The following is a 21,735-nucleotide window of genomic DNA, read 5'->3' as shown; positions in this document are numbered from 1 at the left end:
TAGACGAGACTGAATCATGGCCCTCGACATTCACGCTCACCGCATCCTGATCCTCGACTTCGGTTCGCAATACACGCAACTGATCGCCCGCCGCGTGCGCGAGATCGGTGTTTACTGCGAACTGCACCCGTTCGACATGGACGAAGATGCGATCCGCGAATTCGCACCAAAAGGCGTCATCCTCGCCGGCGGCCCCGAGTCCGTGCACGAAGCCGACAGCCCGCGCTGCCCGCAAGCCGTGTTTGACCTCGGCGTGCCGGTTTTCGGTATCTGCTACGGCATGCAGACCATGGCCGAGCAACTGGGCGGCAAGGTTGAAGGTTCCGAGCTGCGTGAGTTCGGTTACGCCCGCGTTGACGTGGTCGGCAAGAGCCGTCTGCTCGACGGCATCGAAGACCACATCGACGCCGATGGCCTGTTCGGCCTCGACGTGTGGATGAGTCACGGTGACAAGGTCACCAAGATGCCGGAAGACTTCCACATTCTGGCCAGCACCCCAAGCTGCCCGATCGCTGGCATGTTCAACGACGACCGCGGCTACTACGGCGTGCAGTTCCACCCGGAAGTGACCCACACCAAACAGGGCGGCCGTATCCTGTCGCGCTTCATCCTCGACATCTGCGGCTGCGAAGCACTGTGGACGCCGTCGAAGATTGCTGAAGACGCCATTGCCAACATCCGCGCACAGGTCGGTACCGACAACGTGTTGCTGGGTCTGTCCGGCGGCGTTGACTCCTCGGTGGTTGCCGCGCTGCTGCACAAAGCCATCGGCGACCAGCTGACCTGCGTCTTCGTCGACAACGGTCTGCTGCGTCTGCACGAAGGCGAGCAAGTGATGGCCATGTTCGCCGAGAACATGGGCGTCAAGGTGATTCGCGCCAACGCTGAAGAGCAGTTCCTGAACAATCTGGCCGGCGAAGCCGACCCAGAGAAGAAGCGCAAGATCATCGGTCGTACCTTCATCGATGTCTTTGATGCCCAGTCGAACAAACTGGATAACATCAAGTACCTCGCTCAGGGCACCATCTACCCGGACGTGATCGAGTCGGCTGGCGCCAAAAGCGGCAAGGCTCACGTGATCAAGTCGCACCACAACGTGGGCGGCCTGCCGGAAGAGATGAACCTGAAACTGGTCGAGCCACTGCGCGAACTGTTCAAGGACGAAGTCCGTCGTCTGGGCCTTGAACTGGGCCTGCCGTACGACATGGTCTACCGTCACCCGTTCCCGGGCCCGGGCCTGGGCGTGCGCATCCTCGGTGAAGTGAAAAAGGAATACGCCGACCTGCTGCGTCGTGCCGACCACATCTTCATCGAAGAACTGCGCAAAGCCGACTGGTACCACAAGGTCAGCCAGGCGTTCGTGGTGTTCCAACCGGTGAAATCGGTTGGCGTGGTTGGTGATGGCCGTCGTTACGCCTGGGTCGTTGCCCTGCGTGCCGTAGAAACCATCGACTTCATGACCGCACGTTGGGCGCACCTGCCTTACGAACTGCTGGAAACTGTCAGCGGCCGCATCATCAATGAAATCGAAGGCATTTCGCGCGTTACTTACGACGTGTCGAGCAAGCCGCCGGCGACGATTGAGTGGGAATGATCCCCCTGCACTTGAATGCCTGCATCAAGTGACTGAAAACCCCTGGCCTTGGCCGGGGGTTTTTCGTTTCAGGTGCGCGAAAACGTTCAGAGGGGCAGGCGGCTTTGCAGTTTCAGCCCTATTTCCGTCAGGCGCTGGGAGAGTGCGGCGACATCAGGAAACAATACGCCACTGATCCGCGGCATGGCCTGGACCCAGACATACACCTGGCCGTCCACTGTCTGATTGACCGGGGTTCGGACAAGGTTGCCCGAGCTATTGCGGCGTATGAGGGTGTAATTGTTCTGGGTTTTTTCCAGCAGGTACATGCCATTGCGGTGCAGCAGCCGATCCAGTGTTTTCTCGGTCCAGGTCACGGGGGGCGCTTCGATTTGCAGGCGCAGGTCGGCGTAGAGATAGTCGAACGAGTCGCGTGTGCTTGCACCATTGTCGAAGGGGCCGCGAGCGACTTTGATGCCAGGGTCGATGTCCACGCCAACCTCCTCTGACGGCAAGGCCTCTTCTATCCGCAAACCGATGCCGCCCCGCAGTTCGCTGATGCCGGGCAGGTTCCTGAAGTTGTTGGTGTTCTGGGCATCGATCAGTGCGATCCATTTGCCTGGACCGTTAAGCACATCATCCCCCCACATGATTTGCGACATCAGACTGGTGTGCATCATTTGCTCTTCAATCGAGGTGAGGGACACCTTCATTTTGTAGCTCGCCGCGCAATCGATCCCTTGCACCCGGATGCCATTGGCCTGGGCCGTCCTGACCAGCTCGAGCATGTTGAACCTCTCGTTCGGATCGGTTCCGAGGCTGGTCAGGTAAAGGCGTAAATCTTCGGACATCTGCCCGCTGGTGTAGTAGTTGTTCAGATCAACCTGAGCGAAATCATTGAGCAGGCCACGCACATAGAGCGTCTTGGCATGTCGGGCAAGCGCGGGCATGTTTTCGATCATGAAGCGCATGCTGGTGATGCGATCGAGAGTTTCGCCAACGGCCAGGCCTTCGGCGTGTTCAAAGATGCCGTCAATCAGTTCGCCGGTTGGCATGGCGCGGGTGATTGCAGGCTGTTTCGGCCGTACCGGCAGGTTGTTCCAGTCCAGCTCGGCGTAAAACTCCTTGGCCTCACTCAGAAGCTGTGTGCGTCGGTGGCTGAAATGGGTGGCATACACGTGGTCGACCGTCCCATTGCTGGCGGCGCCGGCAGCTGCATCGGCTGAATCGTCGGGCAGGTTCATTGCCCATTTTCTCAGGTTGAGCATGTCCGTACCGTACACGTCGTAGAGGGTACGCACGCGGCGCAGCGGGCGGGAAATCGTCGCGGGTGACAGGACCAAAGATTCGTCTGTCGTTGGCTCCAGTGAGGGGATCGACGAGCTCTTGCCGGGGCCACAAGTGCCCAGGCATTGCCCGCCGCCTTTGAGACGCAGCGCCGGCATGCGCTCCCAGGTGCCGCCGGCACTCAAGCGAACCGGCAGGGAATAGGCGAACTGGCTGGGCCGCTCCGGGTCGACGATCGCCCAGTTGCCACTGTCCTCGGAGGCGGTGAAGTAACGCACGTAATACGGTTTGCCATCGAGGCTGATGGCATACGCCGGCTCTGTGTCGAGGCGGTAAATGCCCTGGAACCTACCCGGTTCGGTTTCGGCGTGAAGGTGTTCAAGCACGGCATCACACTGATACCGGACAGGGATCCTCAGTGCCGAAGACGTTGGCGGTGCAGCGGGGGCGAGCACTTCGCGAGTGGGCGAAGGGGTTGTGGCCTCATCCGACAGCCCGGTTGCCGTCTCGCCCGCCTCGGCTTCGGCTTCGGCTACGGCCTGCGGCGCATCGAGCGCTGGCAAAAACGGCTGGTTCGCCGCAGTGAACTCGATCAACCCGGCCATTTCCTCGGCCTCGGCAAATTCAACCTGCGGGCCCACCTCCAGCAGCGCGCCGGAGCCGCTGAGGAACGGAACGTTGAGCAGCGCCTCGATACCGTCGAGCACCGCGCCCAGGGTGCCGACCCTGCGCTCGGCGGGAGTCCTGCCGTTGACTGCCAGGTCGATGTTCAGGCTCATGTTGGCGATGCCAGCGCCAATCACCGGTAGTGCCAGCGGCCAACCCACGGCGGCCATCGGGCCGAAGACCTTCAGACCGGCGCTCAAATAACCCATCCACAGCTTTTTGCGCAGATCGCTGTTGGAGGTCAGCGCCAGACGGGCCTCGGCAAACATGGCGTTGCGTGTCGAATCGGTTAGCCAGGTGAACGGGTCAGCGTTGATGGCGACGCTGCTGCCATTGACCAGCCGATGATCGCTGCGACCCCAAGTGCTCACCAGACGGTTCATCAGATCGGTCAGCTTTTCGTTCATCGCGTTGCGATCGGCCAGCGGGAACCGGTTTAGAAAGGCTTTGCGCTTGCCCTCGGTGTTCATCTGTTCGAGCACCCACCAGTGCAGATCCGCGTCGTCCTCCATGACCCGCAAAGCTCGGGCTTCGCCGGGCAGATAGAGGATCTGCCGGCCACTGTCCTGCACCAGGCGCAGGGCATTGATGGCGACATGTCCGTCAATTTCCAATGCACGTACTTCGCCGCTGGCCGCGTGGCTTGCCTGCAGCATTTGCAGGGTGACGGGCCAGGTGATGGGCCCAGTCACCGCGTCGATCACGCGCTGGAAATCTGTCCCGTTAAGGTGGCCGTGCTTGAGTGCCTGCACCGCCAGGGCGAGAAAATTGCACTTGGCCAACGTGCGGAAGTCGTCCGCCGAGGCCTGCCAGAACGTCGTCAGCTCCCCGGTGTAGCGCGTGCTGAAATCGATGTTCCAGAATTGATTCAACACATCACTGCCCAGCAATCGCACTTCATTGCTCTGATCGAAGCTTTCGGCCTCCGGCCCGTCGGAGTAGAAACCGCAGTAGAGCGCCAGCAGGTCTGCGTTGTCCTGATCGGTGGCGCGAAAACGCTGGATCACCAGTTGCGTGAGGGTCAACGACTCGTACGGTTTCTCCTGCGGGTGTTCCCAACCGGTGAACGTCAGGGCGCTGCTCTGCGCGGTCCTGAATCGATGGAAGTAAATCCGGTCCGGATTGGCGCCCGACAGACCTTTATCAGTCAGTAACTGAGTGGCGACGGCTCGGGCCGCGTCCTCAAGGCCTGGACATACCAGCACGAGGGTTGTTGCGATTGCCTTGAGGCTGGCCTTGTCTGCCGCGTTGGGCAGCTGGCGGCGTTCGGGTGCGTTCATGCACTTGTCCATCCATGGGGAAAACGAAGATCGAGCATGAACGATTGGCTACGGGTGCAGGCACTAACTATGTATCGCCCATGGAGGCTGGCGTGGAAACACCAAAACCCCTGGCTCGCGTCAGGGGTTTTGTCTGTCTGGAGCGGGTGTCAGGCGGGCAGGCGGCTCTGCAGCGACAGGCCCATTGCGGTCAGGCGTTGGGACAGTTCCTCGATGTTGGCGAAGCGGATGTCATTGACCTTTGGCCAGCCAGGGCGATGCAGGGAAACGCCGCCATCAGGCAGTTGCGTCACGGGTGTGCGCATCAGCATGCCTCGCTTGCTGCGGTGCAGCACGGTCCAGCTGTCGTTGTTCCTGATGAACATGAACATGCCGCGTCGATGCAGCAGGTTGTCCAGCGTCTCCTCATTCCAGTTCATCGGTTCTGCCGGCATTCTCAGGCGCAGGTCAGTGCGAATCACGTCATGATTGACCGACGCTCCGGCTTCAGCGGAAAACGTCTCGCGACGCACTTCCAGGCCCGGATCGACATCGACCACCATGGGTTGGCCCATTGCCGCTTCTTCGATGCGCAAACCGATGCCGCCCTTGATTTCGGCGAGACCGTCCAGGCCTCTGAAGGAGTTGGTGTTCTGCGCGCCGGTCAGCACCATCCATTTTCGCGGACTGTTGATGTAGGTGTCGCCGGTCATGATGTCACTGGCCAGATACGTGCCGATCATTTGCTCGTCGTAGGGCGCGGCCGGCGAACTCATCTTGTAGCTCGCCGCGCAATCGATGCCCTGTACCCGCACACCGTTTTCCCTGGCGACCCTGACCAGTTCCAGTGCATTGAAGCGTCCCGCCGGGTCGGTGCCCAGACTGGTCAGATAAGTGCGCAGGTCCGCCGACATGGCGCCGCTGGTGAAGTAGCGGTTCAGGTCCACCTGTGCGAAGTCACTGAGCACGCCGCGCATATAAAGGGTTTTGGCATGGCGGGCGAGCGCCGGCATGTTTTCGATCATGAAGCGCATGCTGGTGATGCGGTCCAGAGTCTCGCCCACGACCAGCCCGGGCGCTGACTCAAAGATACGGTCGAGCAGTTCGGCTATGGATGTCTGCTCATCAAAGGCAATGGGCGGGCGCGGCGGCGGCGTGATCCACGGCAGATCGTTGAAGAATTTTCTCGCGGCGACTTGCAGCGACTGCCGCTTGGCCAAGGCATGGAGCTCGAAGGGATCCTCCATGCCGAAAGTGCCGTCGGCGGTGGGCGTCAGTTCGACATGGGGTTCGTTGAGGTTCAGCGCCCAGGCCTTGATCGAGCGGCGCACCGTCGGATCGATATCGTAAGCCGAGGGCACGATGCGCACCGCGCGCGGTATCGGCGACTGTGGTTCTGTCGGCGGTAGCGTTTCGGCCTCGGTGGATTCAGTCGACTCAAGGGTGTTGAGTTCGATAGACGGCGTGCACTGTTTGCCCGCGCACTGGCCGCCGCCGCGAAGACCCAGCGCCTGCATCCGCTCCCACTCGCCTTGGGGGTTCAGGCGCACTGGTAACGAATGCACGAACTGGTTGGGGCGATCCGGATCGACAATCGCCCAATAGCCGCCCTCGCTGGCATCGCCGAAAAAGCGCACGTAGTACGGATTGTTGTTGAGCAGAATGGCGAACGGTGGATCACGATCAAGGCGAAAGATCCCTTGAAACTGACCGGGCTCACTTTGCGCGGTCATCCCTTCGAGCAGTTCGTTGCACACGTATCTCTGCGCAATCGGTGGCGGGGTCGCACGATCAACCGGGCCCGGCCAAGTTAACTCGGCGACCGGATTTGGCGTTTCGGCGTCCTCGGCCGCTTCGCTGAGTGCTTCAGGCGCAAGCGGATCCGCCGGCGTCCGGGCCGCAGTTGCTTCGCTGAGCTCGGCCATCTGTTCGGCTTCTGCTGCGTCCACCTCAACGCCGACCTCCAGCGTTGAGCCTGAGCCTTTGAGAAACGCGACGTTGAATAGCGCGTCAATGCCACTGAGCACCGCACCGAGCACCCCGGCCTTGCGTTCACTGGCGCTTTTGCCATTGACCGCCTGATCGATATTCAGGCCCATGCTGGCGAGGCTGGCGCCAATCACCGGCAAGGCAATCGGCCAGCCGACCGCAGCCATGGGGCCGAATACCTTGAGGCCCGCGCTCAGGTAACCGATCCAGAGTTTCTTGCTCAGTTCGCTGTTGGAGGTCAGGGACAGGCTTGCCTCGGCGAGCATCGCGGCGCGGGTCGCTTCACCGAGCCAGCGCATCGCATCACCGCTGATCGCGCGATTTTGCTGGTTGATCAGGTGATGGTCGGCGCGGCCCCAGGTGCCGACCAGCTGGTTCATCAACTCGGTGAGACCCTCGGTGATCTGCTGCCGATCTGCCAGTGCAAAGTGGCTGAGCAGCGCCTGTCGCCGGGTTGCCTCGTTCATCTGTTCGAGCACCCACCAGTGCATGTCCGCCGGGGTCTGCATGACCACAAAAGCCTGCGCTGCGCTTGGCAGATACAGGATCTGCCGGCCGTCGGCAGCCACGATGCGCAGCAGATTGACGGCGACATGCCCGGCGATATCAAACGCGCGCACATCACTGGTCGTCGCGTGGCTCGATTGCAACATGGCCAGCGTCACCGGCCAGGTAACGGGGCCGATGACCGCATCGACGATCCATTGGAAATCGCTGCCGGTCAGTTGCTCGAGTTCAAGTGCCTGCACCGCCTGACTGAGAAAGTTGCACTTGGCCAACGTGCGGAAATCTTCCGCGTGGGCGCTCCAGAAGCTGTTCAGCTTTTGCTGGTAGCGCGAGCTCAGATCAATGGCCCAGAAGTCGTTGAGCACTTCGTTGCCATGCAGGCGCACTTCATTGGTGTGGTCGAACGTCTCGGCCTGCGGCCCGTCCGTGTAGAAGCCGCCGTAGAGGTCCAGCAAGTCGGCATTGTCCTGATCGGTGGCGCGAAAGCGATGCACCACCAATTGGGTGAGGGTCAGCGATTCGTAGGGCTTTTCGCCGGTGTGCTCCCAGCCGGTAAACGACTGCGTGCTGCTTTGCGCCAGGTTGAAACGATGGAAATAAACCTGATCCGGGTCGATCTCGGTAGCGCCCTTGCGCACCAGCAACTCGCTGGCGACTTGATGGGCCTCGTCGTACAGGCTGGGGCAAAGCTGCACGACGGTGGTGGCGATGGCCTTGAGTGACGCTTTGTCCGCCGCATTCGGCAGACGACGCTGTGGGGGCGATTTCATGTGCTCTCGATCCTTGAGAAATGAAGGTCGAGCATGGCCGAATCGCTACGGCGGCGTGCATTAGATACCTACCGCACAGGATGTCTGCAAACGTGTCGAGGGTCAGCGCCGCGCCACATCGGAGAAGTAGAACTTGTCCAGGGTGTGCCGGGATTCGGTGTATTCGAACTGGCGGCCGTCCTGAAGGAATGTCTGGTTGCTGACGACGATCACGTGGCTCTGGCCGTCGAGGTCCAGGTGCGACAGGTCATCCTTGCTGCACGGGCGCGCTTCGATGGTGCGCTGCGCGTAGGCGATCTGAAGCTGCAGGGTCTGTTCGATGTAGGCGTAGATTGATTGCTCGGCGATATCGAGGGACAGGCCGGGAATGACCTCGGTGACAAAATGGTTGATGTCGAGGATCACCCGTTTGCCATCAATGCGCCGCACCCGTTTGACCCGGGTAATCAGGCTGCCGGGCTGCGCATCGATGTGTTCGAGCAATGCGCCTTCGAGGGGAATCTGCGCCAGCTCGACCACTGCGGTACTGACGTCGTCGCCCAGGCGTGGGTAGGTCTCCTGAAAACTGACGATGCCACCGAGCTGAAATTCGATCGGGTTGGTCGACAGGACGAAGGTGCCCTTGCCATGGACTTTCTGCGCGAAACCGCGCTCCTGAAGTTGCTCGATGGCCTTGCGCACTGTGCCGCGGCTGGCCTGATAGCTGTCCATCAGCTCGGTTTCGGAGGGCAGGCGAGCGCCGCGTTGCAGACGTTCAGTGGTGATACTCGCCAGCAGATCGCTGTAGATCTGGTTGTATTTGCTCATGAGAGGGGCTCGATGCCGGCTGTGCTCAAAGCTTCGAACCATAAGGGCAGGGTAGGGCTTTGTCCATGTGGGGATTGGAAATCACCTTAGGCTGCGGTAGGAAAATTCTCTGCTGGTCTGGCAAAAACATACAAAAACAAACTCGTCTGTACGAGTTGTTGCAATAACTCGTACAGACGAGTACTTTCCGTTTCCACGTGCTGCCAATAACAACAATCCACAGCGGAAGAACTAGCATGAGCCACGACTATCCGAACATCGCCCGAGCGCTGCTGCAAAGCCTTGGCGGTCGCGAGAACATCGAACAGGCCGCGCACTGCGTCACGCGCCTGCGCCTGGCCTTGAAGAATCCAGCCCTGGTCAACAGCGCCACGCTCAACCAGATCGATCTGGTCAAAGGCTCGTTCTTCACCGGCGGTCTGTATCAGGTGGTGATCGGCCCGGGCGAAGTGGAAAAGGTCTACGCCGAATTGCGCCGCCAGACCGGCCTCGCCGCGTCGACCATCGCCGACGTCAAACAGAAAAGCGCCGAGAAGATCAACGCCATGCAGCGTCTGGTGCGGGTGTTTTCCGACGTGTTCATGCCGATCCTGCCGGCGCTGATCGTTGCCGGTTTGCTGATGGGCATCAACAACCTGATCGGCGCCAAAGGCATGTTTATCGAAGGTCAGACCCTGCTGGATGCTTACCCCAAACTCGAGGGACTGTGGAGTCTGATCAACCTGATGGCCAACACCGCGTTCGTGTTCTTGCCGGCATTGGTGGGATGGTCGGCGGCCAAGCGCTTTGGCGGCAGTGAGATTCTCGGTATCGTACTCGGCCTGATGCTGGTTCATCCGGATCTGCTCAACGCCTGGAACTATGGCAAGGCGGTGGCCGGTCTGGACGGTCAGCAGATGCCGTACTTCGACATCCTCGGATTGTTCCAGGTAGAGAAAGTCGGCTATCAGGGGCAGATCCTGCCGATACTGCTGGCCGCTTACGTGATGAGCGTCATCGAAAAATGGTTGCGGGCACGCGTGCCCAACGCAGTGCAATTGCTGGTGGTGCCCATCACCACGATTGTCGTCACCGGAGTTCTGGCGCTGGCGGTGATCGGGCCTGTAACCCGTCACATCGGTATCTACATCACCGAGGGCGTGGTCATGCTGTTCGACCTGGCGCCGATGGTCGGTGGGGCGATTTTCGGACTGCTCTATGCGCCACTGGTGATCACCGGAATGCACCACATGTTCCTCGCAGTCGATCTGCAACTGATCTCGACCCAGGGCGGCACGTTCATCTGGCCGATGATCGTCATGTCCAACCTCGCTCAAGGCAGCGCGGCGTTGGCGGTGTTCTACATGACGCGCAATGCGCGCGACAAAAGCATGGCGTCGACCTCAGCGATTTCCGCGTATTTCGGTATCACTGAACCCGCCATGTTCGGCGTCAATCTGCGTTACAAATTTCCGTTTTACGCCGCGCTGACCGGCTCGGCGCTGGGCTGCATCTTCCTGTCGATTAACAAGATTCAAGCCTCGGCCATCGGCGTCGGCGGCTTGCCCGGGTTTATCTCGATCATTCCGCAGTTCATTCCGATGTTCGTGATCGGGATGATCATCGCCATGGTTGTGCCGTTTGTTTTGACCTGTGCGCTGAGCATGAAGATTGTCCGCCCCGGTTATCGGGTTGCCTGATATCGGCAGGAGCTGTCGCAGGGTTTGCCGGTTTTAAAATCAAGAGGGAAATGTGCCATGCAAGACTGGCAGCGTTCGGTTATCTACCAGATCTACCCGAAGAGTTTTCACAGCCATGCCGGCAACCCGACAGGTGATTTGCTCGGCGTCGTGGCCAAGCTCGATTACCTGCAATGGCTGGGCGTCGATTGCTTGTGGATCACGCCATTCCTGCGCTCGCCGCAACGTGACAACGGCTATGACATCAGCGACTACTACGCGATTGATCCCAGTTACGGCAGCATGGCCGACTGCGAGTTGCTGATCGCCGAGGCGGGCAAGCGCGGGATCAAGTTGATGCTCGACATTGTGGTCAACCACACCTCGATCGAGCATGTGTGGTTTCAGCAGGCGCGCAGCAGCCTCGATAATCCCTACCGTGACTTTTATATATGGCGCGATCAGCCGAACAATTGGCAATCCAAGTTCGGCGGTTCGGCCTGGGAGTACGAGGCCCAGACCGGTCAGTACTATCTGCACCTGTTCGACCACACCCAGGCGGACCTGAACTGGGACAACCCCAGGGTACGCGCCGAAGTCTTCAAAATGATGCGCTTCTGGCGGGACAAGGGCGTGGGTGGTTTCCGGCTGGACGTGATCAATCTGATCTCCAAGCCTGCGGATTTTGCCGAGGACAACAGCGACGGCCGACGCTTTTACACCGACGGGCCGAACGTCCATGAGTACTTGCAGCAGATGCACCGTGAGGTCTTCGCCGGCCACGACCTGATCAACGTCGGGGAGATGTCATCCACCAGCCTCGAACACTGCATTCGTTATTCCAATCCACAGTCGCAAGAGTTGTCGATGACCTTCAACTTTCATCATCTGAAAGTCGATTATCCGAACCTGGAAAAGTGGGTTCGCGCTGATTTCGATTTCCTCCAGCTCAAGCAGATTCTGTCCGACTGGCAGACCGGCATGCAGGCCGGTGGTGGCTGGAATGCGCTGTTCTGGTGTAACCACGATCAACCTCGGGTGGTCTCGCGGTTCGGCCATGACGGCGAATATCGTGAGCTCTCGGCGAAAATGCTCGGTACGGCGCTGCACTTTTTGCAGGGTACGCCGTTTGTGTACCAGGGCGAAGAACTGGGCATGACCAATCCGGGTTTCGAGCGTATCGATCAGTACCGGGATGTCGAAACGCTGAACATCTTTCGGCTCAAGCGTGAAGCAGGCACCAGCGACATCGACAACATGGCGGCGATCATGCAGAAGTCCCGTGACAACGGGCGTACGCCGATGCACTGGAACGCGGAACAGCATGCGGGTTTCAGCCGCGTCGAACCGTGGATCGGGGTGCCGGCAAACGCATCGCAAATCAACGTTGCCCATCAGCTCGATGACGCACAATCCGTCCTGCATCATTACCGTCGTTTGATCACGTTGAGGCGTACAGAGGCGCTAATCACCGAGGGCGTCTATCGACAGCTGTTGCCCGAGCACCAGCAAGTCTGGGCTTACCTGCGTGAAGGCGTGGGCGAGCGTCTGCTGATCGTGAACAACTTCTATGCCACACCGTGTGAAATCGAACTGCCGTTAGAGATCGATGCGACGTTGAACCAGCGGTTGCTTGTCAGTAATTATCCGGACTGCCCGCCACGTAATCGACAGGTGAGTTTGCGCCCGTATGAATCGTTCGTCCTGCACCTGATTGATCCCTGATTCCTAACTAAAAAACAAGCTTTCAAAAAGCACGCAGAGCACTGCGCGGGGGAGTTTTGCGCGCCGAATTCATGGAAACACACAATAAAAATAATGGGGTGGCTTATGAAAACAACAATTAATCGCAGCCTTGCAGTCGCAGGTTTATGCCTCGCGTTACCACAGACATCATCGGCGCTGGAGTTCGGTGGTTACTTGCGCAGTGGCGTTGGCAACGCGACCAAGGGCGGTAGCCAATCGTGTTTCCAGTTGCCGGGGGCGCAGACCAAATACCGCTTGGGCAACGAATGCGAGCAGTACGGCGAGCTTGAGTTGCGCCAGGATTTGTACACCCTCGACGATGGCTCGGTACTCAGCGTCGATGGCATGGTCTCGCTGTACAACCGCTACAACCAAAGCCTCACGTTCAATGAAGACAACGGCTCGGTGCGTCTGCCGCAGGCCTATGCACAGTGGTCGAACATGCCCGCGCTCAATGGCGGTTCGCTCTGGGCCGGTCGCCGCTACTACAAACGTAATGACATCCACATTTCCGATTTCTACTACTGGAACCAGAGCGCTACCGGTGGCGGGATCGAAGACGTGCTGATCGGCGATCTGAAATACAGCTACGCCTTTTCGCGCAAGGACAACCTCTATCAAAAGGACTACATCAACCGGCACGACTTCAACGTCGCCGGGTTCGCTACCAACCCCGGCGGCGAGCTTGAGTTTGGCTTGAGCTATATCGACAAGCCCGACAGCCGCGACGCGCACCGGGGCTGGGCGATCACCACGCAGCATGTGCAGAAGGACTTTCTCGGTGGCAAAAACAAACTGGCCTTGCAGTACGGCGAAGGGCCCGGCACCGGGCTGGGCTATACCGGTAACGTCAAACTGGACGACAGCAATAAAAGCTATCGGATTGTCGAGTTTTTCGACTGGCAACTGACGCCGCGTTTTGGCGGGCAAATCGAGGCGGTGTATCAAAAAGACATTCGCCCGGACGGCGCTGACCAGAACTGGCTGTCGCTGGGCGTGCGTCCGACCTATGCGCTTACCGAACAATTCAAACTGGTCACCGAACTGGGTCATGATCAAGTCGATGCACCGGGCGGCACGCGCAAATTGAGCAAGTTCACCGTTGCGCCGACATGGTCACCCAAGGGCCCGGAATTCTGGGCGCGCCCCGAGGTGCGTTTGTACTACACCTATGCCAGTTGGAACGAGGCAGCCAAACGCGCGGCCAACGAACTGGCCCAAGGGTCGGCGCTGTCCGATACCGGCGCTTTCGGTACCGCTCGCCACGGAGCGAACGTTGGATTGCAGGTCGAATACTGGTGGAAATAAGCGATGCTGGTGGGGCGGTGCGCTCCACGGGTACTTCCAAGAACAAAACCGCAGGTGACATCATGGCCACACCCCAACAATTGCAACTGCTGGCGCCTTTGTCCGGCGTGCTGATCCCAATGGATCAAGTGCCCGACCCGGTGTTTGCCAATCGCGTGATCGGCGACGGCCTGTGCATCGACCCGACTTCATCAGCCTTGTGCGCTCCGCTGGCCGGGGTGGTCAGCAACGTGCAGGCAAGCGGGCATGCCGTGAGCATCACCGGTGACCATGGCGTTCAGGTGTTGCTGCACATCGGTCTGGATACGGTGAATCTGGGCGGCCAGGGCTTCACCCGCCTGGTTGAAGAGGGTCAGCGGGTGGCGGCTGGCGAAACGCTGATCGAGTTCGATGCCGATTACATCGCCCTGCACGCGCGCAGCCTGATGACCCTGATGCTGGTGGTCAGCGGTGAGCCATTCACCTGGACGGCCGCGCAGACGGGGCTGGTCGAAACGGGCCAACCGCTGCTGAGTCTCACCGTTGCGCATGCCATCCGCGAAGAACAGGCCGCACCAACTGGCGAAGTGATTTTCTCGGATGTGCTGAAACTGCCCAATCCCAACGGTCTGCATGCGCGTCCGGCGGCGGTGTTCGCGCAAGCGGCGAAGGTTTTTTCGGCAAAGATCTATCTGCATAAACAGCAGGCCGAAGCCAACGCCAAGTCACTGGTGGCAATCATGGCGTTGCAGACCGCTTTGGGTGACAGCGTGCAAGTGAGCGCCGTGGGCGAAGACGCGCAAGCAGCAATCAGCACACTCTCGCGGTTGCTCGCCGAAGGGTGCGGGGAATCGGTCACGGCGTTGCCTGTGACGGAGCCTTGCGAGAGCGTCGAACCTGAGGTGCTGACGGTTCTGCGTGGAGTCTGTGCATCGCCCGGCTCGGCTTTGGGCCAGGTCATGCAGATCACTGAGCCGAGCCTCGACATAAAAGAGTCCGGCGCCGGGGTGAAAACGGAACAGGAGGTGCTGACGGACGCGTTGATCGAGGCGGGAATGGCCTTGCAGCACTTGCGCGACACGGCGGGAGGCAGCGCTCAGGAGGAAATCTTCAAGGCTCATCAGGAACTGCTCGATGACCCGAGCCTGCTCGATCAGGCCCAAGCGTTGATTGCCGAGGGCAAAAGCGCGGCGTTTGCCTGGCGTACCGCAACCGAGTCGACCGCGACGCTGTTTCGGCAGTCGGCCAGTCCGTTGCTGGTTGAACGTGCGGCAGACCTGGCGGACGTGTGCTTGCGAGTCCTCAAGTTGATTCTCGGCGTGCACGACCCGGTCCTGACATTGCCGCACGGGACGATCCTGATCGCCGATCAACTGACGCCGTCACAGACGGCGGGGCTCGATGTGACAAAGGTGCTTGGCATCGTCACGGTCGGTGGTGGCGCCACCAGTCATGTCGCCATTCTTGCGCGGGCCTTTGCCCTGCCGGCGATTTGCGGGGTGCCGGCGCAGGTGCTGGCGTTGGCGAACGGCAGCACGGTGCTGCTCGATGCCGACAAGGGCGAGCTGCAACTCAATCCCGATCCGCTCGCCATCGAGCAATTGCGAGCCCGACGCGAACTACAGCGTCTGCGCCATCAACACGACCACGCACAGGCGACGCTGGCCGCCTGCACCCGCGACGGGCACTACATCGAGGTGACAGCCAACGTCTCCTCCCTGAGTGAAACCGAGCAGGCAATGGGCCTGGGCGGTGCAGGCGTCGGGCTGTTGCGCTCGGAGTTTCTTTATCTGGATCGCAACCATGCGCCCACTTTCGACGAACAAGTGTCGACCTACAGCGCCATCGCCCAGGCCGTGGGGCCGTCGCACAATCTGGTGGTACGCACCCTCGATGTCGGCGGCGACAAGCCATTGGCCTACGTGCCGATGGACAGCGAAACCAACCCGTTCCTCGGACTGCGCGGGATTCGTCTGTGTCTGGAGCGCCCGCAACTGTTGCGCGAGCAATTTCGGGCGATCCTTGGCAGTGTCGGTCTGACGCGCCTGCACATCATGTTGCCGATGGTCACGCAAATCTCGGAGCTGCATCTGGCCCGGCAAATGCTGGAGGAGGAAGCGCAGGCACTGAACCTGGTCGAACGGCCGAAACTGGGGATCATGATCGAAGTGCCGGCGGCGGCACTGATGGCCGATGTGTTTGCGCCCTACGTGGATTTCTTCTCGATCGGCACCAACGATCTGACTCAATACACCTTGGCGATGGATCGCGATCATCCTCGCCTGGCCAGTCAGGCCGATAGCTTTCATCCCTCGGTGTTGCGCCTGATTGCCATGACCGTCAAAGGCGCGCACGCCCATGGCAAATGGGTCGGCGTCTGTGGCGCGATGGCCTCGGAACGCCTGGCCGTGCCGCTGTTGCTGGGGCTCGGCGTGGATGAGTTGTCGGTCAGCGTGCCGCAGATTCCGGCGATCAAAGCGGCAGTGCGGGAGGTGGATCTGCTCGACTGCAAGGCCATCGCCGAACAGGTACAGAGTCTGGAAAGCGCTGAGGAAGTGCGCGAAGCACTGCGCCTGTATCACGAGGCAACGGTCGATATTTCACCGGTTCTGGAGAACTGACATGTTCGATAAATTGCAGCAGGCGTTCTGGAAAGCCCTGACCCCGGACCTGGTGCCGGACGAGCCGACAATACCGGCCGAACCTGCCGAGGGGTTAAGCGCAGATATCGTTGCGGCGTTGGGTGGTGGGGATAACCTCAAATTGCAGCAACCGGTGGCGCTGACCCGGGTGCGAGTGGTGTTGCGTGATGTTTCACGCATGGACCGTCAGGCATTGAACGAGGCCGGTGTCGCGGGCGTCATGCCCCTTGAGGATGGGGTGGTGCACCTGATTACCGGCCTGCGGCCATAAGTCCGTAGGGGTGTGCGGCCTCAGGTCACCCTTACTGTTTCTCAACCGCAGGTGTATCGTATTCGCCTTTTACGGGCCTTCAGGGGTCTGTCGCTGATACGTGAGGTAGTTGAGTTCATGTCCTTTACCCGTCGCCAAATCCTCGGTGGCCTGGCCGGTCTTGTTGTCGTAGGCGTTGGAGCGGGGGGCGCGTCGCGTTACTGGCTGGGCAAGATGGCTGACGCCGAGGCGGGCCACGACTACGAGTTGATCGCCGCGCCCCTGGATGTGGAACTGGTGCCGGGGCACAAGACCGAGGCCTGGGCGTTCGGCCCGTCGGCACCGGGCACCGAGTTGCGCGTGCGTCAGGGCGAGTGGCTGCGGGTGCGGTTCATCAACCATCTGCCGGTGGCGACCACCATTCACTGGCACGGCATTCGCCTGCCGCTGGAAATGGACGGCGTGCCATACGTGTCGCAATTGCCGGTGCTGCCGGGCGAATACTTCGACTACAAATTCCGCGTGCCGGACGCCGGCAGCTACTGGTATCACCCGCATGTCAGCAGCAGCGAAGAACTGGGGCGCGGATTGGTCGGGCCGCTGATCATCGAAGAGCGCGAGCCGACCGGTTTCAACTACGAAAAGACCCTGAGCCTGAAGAACTGGCACATCGACGAAGAAGGCAATTTCGTCGAATTCAGCATCCCCCGTGAAGCCGCGCGCGGTGGTACGGCGGGGCGTTTGTCGACCATCAATGGCGTGCCGTTGCCGGTGATCGACCTGCCGGCCGGGCAGATCACCCGCGTGCGTTTGCTCAATCTGGATAACACCCTGACTTACCGCATCAACATTCCTGGTGTTGAGGCAAAAATCTACGCGCTGGACGGCAACCCGGTTGAGCCGCGCCCATTGGGCAAAGAATACTGGCTCGGCCCCGGCATGCGTATTTGCCTGGCGATCAAGGCACCGGCGGCAGGCGAAGAATTGTCGCTGCGCAATGGCCCGGTGCGTCTGGGCACTCTGCGCTCGGTGGCCAACACGGACGCGCCGACCGAGTGGCCGCCGGCGCTGCCCGCCAACCCGGTGGCCGAACCGGACCTGGCCAATGCCGAGAAACTCAACTTCAATTTCGAATGGGTCGGTTCGGTGTCGGTCAACGTCGACAACGGCAAGCCGCCAAGTCTGTGGCAGATTAACGGCAAGGCGTGGGACATCACCGACAAGACGTGCGCCGATCGTCCGATTGCCAGTCTCAAACTGGGCCAGAGCTATATTTTCGAATTGAAGAACATGACCCAGTATCAGCACCCGATTCACCTGCACGGCATGAGCTTCAAGGTGATTGCGTCGAACCGGCACAAGGTCATCCCGTACTTCACCGACACCTATCTGCTGGGCAAGAACGAGCGCGCGCAAGTGGCGCTGGTTGCGGATAACCCGGGAGTATGGATGTTCCATTGCCACGTGATCGACCACATGGAAACCGGCCTGATGGCCGCCATCGAGGTGAAGTGATGCGCCAGATTCGCCCCGCAGCGATCATCGACCGCAGCCGTGACCGCGACTTCATGCGCGAAGCGCTTGCCCTTGCGGCGCAAGGCGCAGCCCTCGGCGAAGTGCCGGTGGGCGCGGTGCTGGTGCAGGAAGGCGAGATCATCGGTCGTGGCTTCAACTGCCCGATCAGCGCCAGCGACCCGAGCGCTCACGCCGAAATGGTCGCGATCCGCGCCGCGGCGCAGGCGGTGGATAACTATCGACTGCCCGGCAGCACGCTGTACGTGACGCTGGAGCCGTGCAGCATGTGCGCCGGTTTGATCGTGCATTCAAGGGTGGCGCGGGTGGTGTATGGCGCGCTGGAGCCAAAAGCCGGGATCGTGCAAAGCCAGGGGCAGTTTTTCACCCAGGGCTTTTTGAATCACCGGGTGTTGTATGAGGGCGGGGTGTTGGCAGAGGAGTGTGGGACGGTGTTGACCGAGTTCTTCAGAGCCCGCCGAGCCAAAAGCCCCTCACCCTAACCCTCTCCCAGAGGGAGAGGGGACTGACCGAGGTGATTGGCAGAGGTGCGGCGACCGGGATATCGAGTTGAACTCAGATCCTGAACCCCCAAAAAACTGGCTCCCTCTCCCTGGGGAGAGGGCTGGGGTGAGGGGTGGGCTCACCGCGGTGTCAGGGAGTTTTAGTCACTTGCGGGCGACGATGACCGCTCGCATCGGCGCTGGCAGCCCTTCGATCGTCTTGCTGTGATCATCCGGATCAAGGAAGTCACTCAACGACTGATACTTCATCCACTCGGTGCCGCGCTGTTCCTCAATCGTCGTCGTACTGACATCCACGCAACGAATATCGGTAAACCCGGCACGCCGTAACCACAACTCCAGCGCCGGCACCGACGGCAGGAACCACACGTTACGCATTTGCGCGTAACGGTCTTCAGGCACCAGCACCTGATGCTTGTCGCCTTCAACCACCAGCGTTTCCAGTACCAGTTCACCGCCCTTGACCAGGCAATCCTTCAGCGCCAGCAAGTGCTCGATCGGCGAGCGGCGGTGGTAGAACACGCCCATGGAAAACACCGTGTCGAAACCTTCCAGATTCGGCGGCAAATCCTCGAACGGGAAGGGCAGGTGCCACGCGTTTGGCTCAGACAGATAGCGCTGCACAGCCTGAAACTGGCAGAAGAACAACCAGTTCGGGTCAACCCCGATCACGCTGTCCGCACCGGCGCCAAGCATGCGCCACATGTAGTAGCCGTTGCCGCAACCGACATCGAGGATGCGTTTTCCCTTTAGATCCAGATGCGGGGCGACCCGTGACCACTTCCAGTCCGAGCGCCATTCCGTGTCGACGTGCACACCAAACAGATCGAACGGCCCCTTGCGCCACGGCGACAGGCCCATCAGGGCGGTGCGCATTTGCGCGCGGGTTTCGTCGTCGCAATCGGTGTCGAGTTTCAAGCCGTTGAGCAGGTCGACTTCGCTCGGCTGGATCTTCGGCAAGGCGTCCAGCGCACTTTGCCAGCGCTCCAGATCGCCGTGGCCCTTCTCCATTTTCTTGTCGAGTTGACGCTGCAGGGTGGTGGCCCATTCGGCCAGCGGTGTACCGGCCAGACGGCGGGCGAGGGGGGACAGATCAATCATGGCAAGGCAATCAACGAGGCAAAGTTAAGACACTGGAACCAAGGCACGACTTTCGAGAACCCGGCGGCCAACAGGCGTTCGCGGTGTTCTTCGAGGCTGTCGGGCTTCATGACGTTTTCGATGGCGCTGCGTTTCTGGGCGATTTCCAGTTCGCTGTAGCCGTTGGCGCGTTTGAACGCGACGTGCAGATCGGTCAGCAATGCATGTTCTTCGGCGTCATTGAAGCGCAGTTTTTCCGACAGAATCAGTGCGCCGCCGGGCAGCAATGACTGGCGGATGCGCGACAACAACGCGGTGCGCTGATCCGGGGCGATGAATTGCAGGGTGAAGTTCAGTGCCACCACCGAGGCGGGTTGAAAGTCGAGGGCGAGGATGTCGCCTTCGATCACTTCGACCGGCAGCAACTCCTGAAACATCGAGTCCTGCCCATTGAGGTATTCGCGGCAACGCTCGACCATCGCCGCCGAGTTATCCACAGCGATCACCCGGCAACCGTCGGTGCGTACATGGCGGCGCAGCGCCTGAGTCACCGCACCGAGGGAGGCGCCGAGGTCGTAGAGCACGCTGTTCGGCTGAGCGAATTGAGCGGCGAGCACGCCGAGGTTTTCGACGATGGTCGGGTAACCCGGCACCGAACGCTTGATCATGTCCGGGAACACGCGCACCACGTCCTCGTTGAAGGCGAAGTCAGGCACCTTGTCCAGGGGCTGGGCGAAAATGCGATCGGGTTCTTTGCTCACGGCGGTTTCCGGCGGTGTCGGTGGAAAAGGCCGGCATTTTAGCCAAAGTGGCGCGGGGATGCTTGGGTTGTCTGATAAAGCGGCAAATCAAAAGATCGCAGCCTGCGGCAGCTCCTACATGGGAATGCGGTTTTCTGTAGGAACTGCCGAAGGCTGCGATCTTTTAAAGGCTAGCGCGTTTGTTTTGGGAGAACGCGGAGGCCGCGATACCCCACTGCCCGAGCCAGTAACTGAGGATGATGACGTAAGGCGCGGCATGGAAGGGCGCGACAAAGCGATCGATGCCGATCACGCTGTCGGAGAACACGAACGCCAAGGCACCGCCGGCGGCCAGCAGCGCCGAGCGCTTGGGCACATCGCTGCCGAGGCGGGCGAGGGCGCGCCAGAGCATGGCGCTGATGGCGGCGCCGTAAACGATCACGGGAATCAGCAACGGCCCCAGCCCGCTGGAAATCAGAACCCCCAGCAGCACCGCACCGACAGCGACGGCGAACACCAGCGGCAACAGCGCCAGACGTTTGCAGTCACTGAGATAAGCCTTGAGATACGCCAGATGCGCAACAAGAAATGCGCCAAGGCCGAACACGAACAGATCCCCTGGCCACGCCAGCAACACATCGCCCAGCAGGGAAAAAATCAGGCCGAGGCTGATCCAGCGGCGATAGTCGCTGGGCGGTGCGTCGTGCAGCCAGCCGAGCAATGCCAACACCGGCAACGGTTTGACCAGCAGACAAAGCAGCGCCGCGTGGGTGCTCAAGCCGTAGAGAAAGGTCACCGCGCCCATCAGCGCCAGAATCAGCCAGCCCACGATCAGTTCACCGAAATGGCGCAGTCAAAGGTTTCTACCGGCAACACTTCCGGCGCCCAGGGTTGTTGCGAGGTCAGACGCAGACGCCCGGTGCCCGCGGCAAATGCTTGAAAACGCCAGGTGGAAAGCCCGGCAGCACCGACCACGCCAGCATCTTCCGGGTTGCTGTAGACCTCGGGGCTGAGGGCGCGCAAGACGCCGCCGGCGGAATCCTGAATCGCCCAGCGATAACCCGTGGTCGGGTTGCTTGGCAGCATGACGATCAGGTTTTGCCCGGTGGTGAGTCGCACTGGGCATTCGCTTTGTTTTTCCACGGTCACGTTCTGTTTCGGCTGCGTGGCGCAAGCGGCCAGTAAAGAAAGGGCGATAGGGACAAACAGGCGAATGGGGGACATAAGGTCAGCGGCTCCGGCGTTGGCGACGAACGGCGAGCATAACCGAAGATGAGACAAAGTGTGACCGTCGGGCGGTTTGGCGGTGTCGTCAAGGACGCCATCGCTGGCAAGCCAGCTCCCACAGGTTTCTCGGTAGAGCACAAGATTTGTGAGCACCAATGAACATTGTGGGAGCTGGCTTGCCAGCGATAGCGGTAGTGCAGTCGCTACTTCA

The 21,735-nt window shown here is 60.4% G+C and carries 15 protein-coding genes; 8 read left to right on the top strand and 7 right to left on the bottom strand.

Annotation, left to right across the window (positions count from 1 at the left end; genetic code table 11):
• Positions 1 to 16: 16 nt before the first annotated feature.
• Positions 17 to 1,594, top strand: a complete 1,578-nt coding sequence (guaA, locus tag IEQ42_RS10490; RefSeq protein ID WP_210703463.1) for a glutamine-hydrolyzing GMP synthase — start codon at positions 17 to 19, stop codon at positions 1,592 to 1,594.
• An 86-nt stretch (positions 1,595 to 1,680) separates the two neighbouring features.
• On the opposite strand, the gene IEQ42_RS10485 is transcribed toward guaA, so the two are convergent.
• From IEQ42_RS10485 to treR, 3 genes are all read right to left on the bottom strand, one after another.
• The gene (locus tag IEQ42_RS10485; protein ID WP_210703462.1) at positions 1,681 to 4,806 is read right to left on the bottom strand and encodes a membrane-targeted effector domain-containing toxin; all 3,126 of its coding nucleotides are present in this window, start codon (positions 4,804 to 4,806) and stop codon (positions 1,681 to 1,683) included.
• Positions 4,807 to 4,955: 149 nt separating this feature from the next.
• Positions 4,956 to 8,051 (bottom strand): membrane-targeted effector domain-containing toxin, encoded by a 3,096-nt coding sequence (locus IEQ42_RS10480; protein WP_210703461.1) that lies wholly within the window; start codon positions 8,049 to 8,051, stop codon positions 4,956 to 4,958.
• Between the two features lie 102 nt (positions 8,052 to 8,153).
• Positions 8,154 to 8,858 (bottom strand): trehalose operon repressor, encoded by a 705-nt coding sequence (treR, locus tag IEQ42_RS10475; RefSeq protein WP_042560906.1) that lies wholly within the window; start codon positions 8,856 to 8,858, stop codon positions 8,154 to 8,156.
• Between the two features lie 236 nt (positions 8,859 to 9,094).
• Here treR and treP point away from each other — a divergent pair, with 236 nt between their 5' ends.
• From treP to tadA, 7 genes are all read left to right on the top strand, one after another.
• Entirely contained in the window at positions 9,095 to 10,537 is a 1,443-nt protein-coding gene (gene treP, locus IEQ42_RS10470; RefSeq protein WP_042560905.1) for a PTS system trehalose-specific EIIBC component, read from the top strand.
• A gap of 57 nt (positions 10,538 to 10,594) precedes the next feature.
• Positions 10,595 to 12,241, top strand: coding sequence for an alpha,alpha-phosphotrehalase (treC, locus tag IEQ42_RS10465; RefSeq protein WP_210703460.1), 1,647 nt, complete (start codon positions 10,595 to 10,597; stop codon positions 12,239 to 12,241).
• 105 nt (positions 12,242 to 12,346) lie between these two features.
• Complete coding sequence (locus IEQ42_RS10460; protein ID WP_210703459.1) at positions 12,347 to 13,570, top strand: maltoporin; 1,224 nt, start codon at positions 12,347 to 12,349, stop codon at positions 13,568 to 13,570.
• Positions 13,571 to 13,632: 62 nt separating this feature from the next.
• Positions 13,633 to 16,170, top strand: coding sequence for a phosphoenolpyruvate--protein phosphotransferase (ptsP, locus tag IEQ42_RS10455; protein ID WP_210703458.1), 2,538 nt, complete (start codon positions 13,633 to 13,635; stop codon positions 16,168 to 16,170).
• Between the two features lies 1 nt (position 16,171).
• Positions 16,172 to 16,462: a PTS sugar transporter subunit IIB gene (locus tag IEQ42_RS10450; protein ID WP_210703457.1), complete on the top strand. Its 291-nt coding sequence runs from the start codon at positions 16,172 to 16,174 to the stop codon at positions 16,460 to 16,462.
• 117 nt (positions 16,463 to 16,579) lie between these two features.
• Positions 16,580 to 17,956, top strand: a complete 1,377-nt coding sequence (locus IEQ42_RS10445) for a multicopper oxidase family protein (RefSeq protein WP_042560900.1) — start codon at positions 16,580 to 16,582, stop codon at positions 17,954 to 17,956.
• Complete coding sequence (tadA, locus tag IEQ42_RS10440; protein WP_210703456.1) at positions 17,956 to 18,456, top strand: tRNA adenosine(34) deaminase TadA; 501 nt, start codon at positions 17,956 to 17,958, stop codon at positions 18,454 to 18,456. Before IEQ42_RS10445 ends, tadA begins: the two co-directional genes overlap by 1 nt.
• Positions 18,457 to 18,621: 165 nt before the next feature.
• On the opposite strand, the gene cmoB is transcribed toward tadA, so the two are convergent.
• The 4 genes from cmoB to IEQ42_RS10420 form a co-directional block, all read right to left on the bottom strand.
• Positions 18,622 to 19,578 carry a tRNA 5-methoxyuridine(34)/uridine 5-oxyacetic acid(34) synthase CmoB gene (gene cmoB, locus IEQ42_RS10435; protein ID WP_210703455.1) on the bottom strand — a complete coding sequence of 319 codons (957 nt, stop codon included), beginning with the start codon at positions 19,576 to 19,578 and terminating at the stop codon, positions 18,622 to 18,624.
• Entirely contained in the window at positions 19,575 to 20,318 is a 744-nt protein-coding gene (gene cmoA / locus IEQ42_RS10430) for a carboxy-S-adenosyl-L-methionine synthase CmoA (RefSeq protein WP_150595751.1), read from the bottom strand. The genes cmoB and cmoA overlap by 4 nt, the downstream gene beginning before the upstream one ends.
• Positions 20,319 to 20,481: 163 nt before the next feature.
• A complete protein-coding gene (locus tag IEQ42_RS10425) occupies positions 20,482 to 21,126 on the bottom strand; it encodes a lysoplasmalogenase (protein ID WP_210703454.1) in 645 nt (214 codons plus the stop codon).
• Positions 21,127 to 21,128: 2 nt separating this feature from the next.
• On the bottom strand, positions 21,129 to 21,521 hold the full coding sequence (locus IEQ42_RS10420) for a protease inhibitor I42 family protein (RefSeq protein WP_047302952.1): 393 nt from the start codon (positions 21,519 to 21,521) through the stop codon (positions 21,129 to 21,131).
• Positions 21,522 to 21,735: the final 214 nt, after the last annotated feature.

This window comes from Pseudomonas iridis (assembly GCF_017980685.1).
GTDB lineage: Bacteria > Pseudomonadota > Gammaproteobacteria > Pseudomonadales > Pseudomonadaceae > Aquipseudomonas > Aquipseudomonas iridis.
Note: the sequence above shows the minus strand (reverse complement) of the source record. Positions and strands in the feature narration are given on the sequence as shown.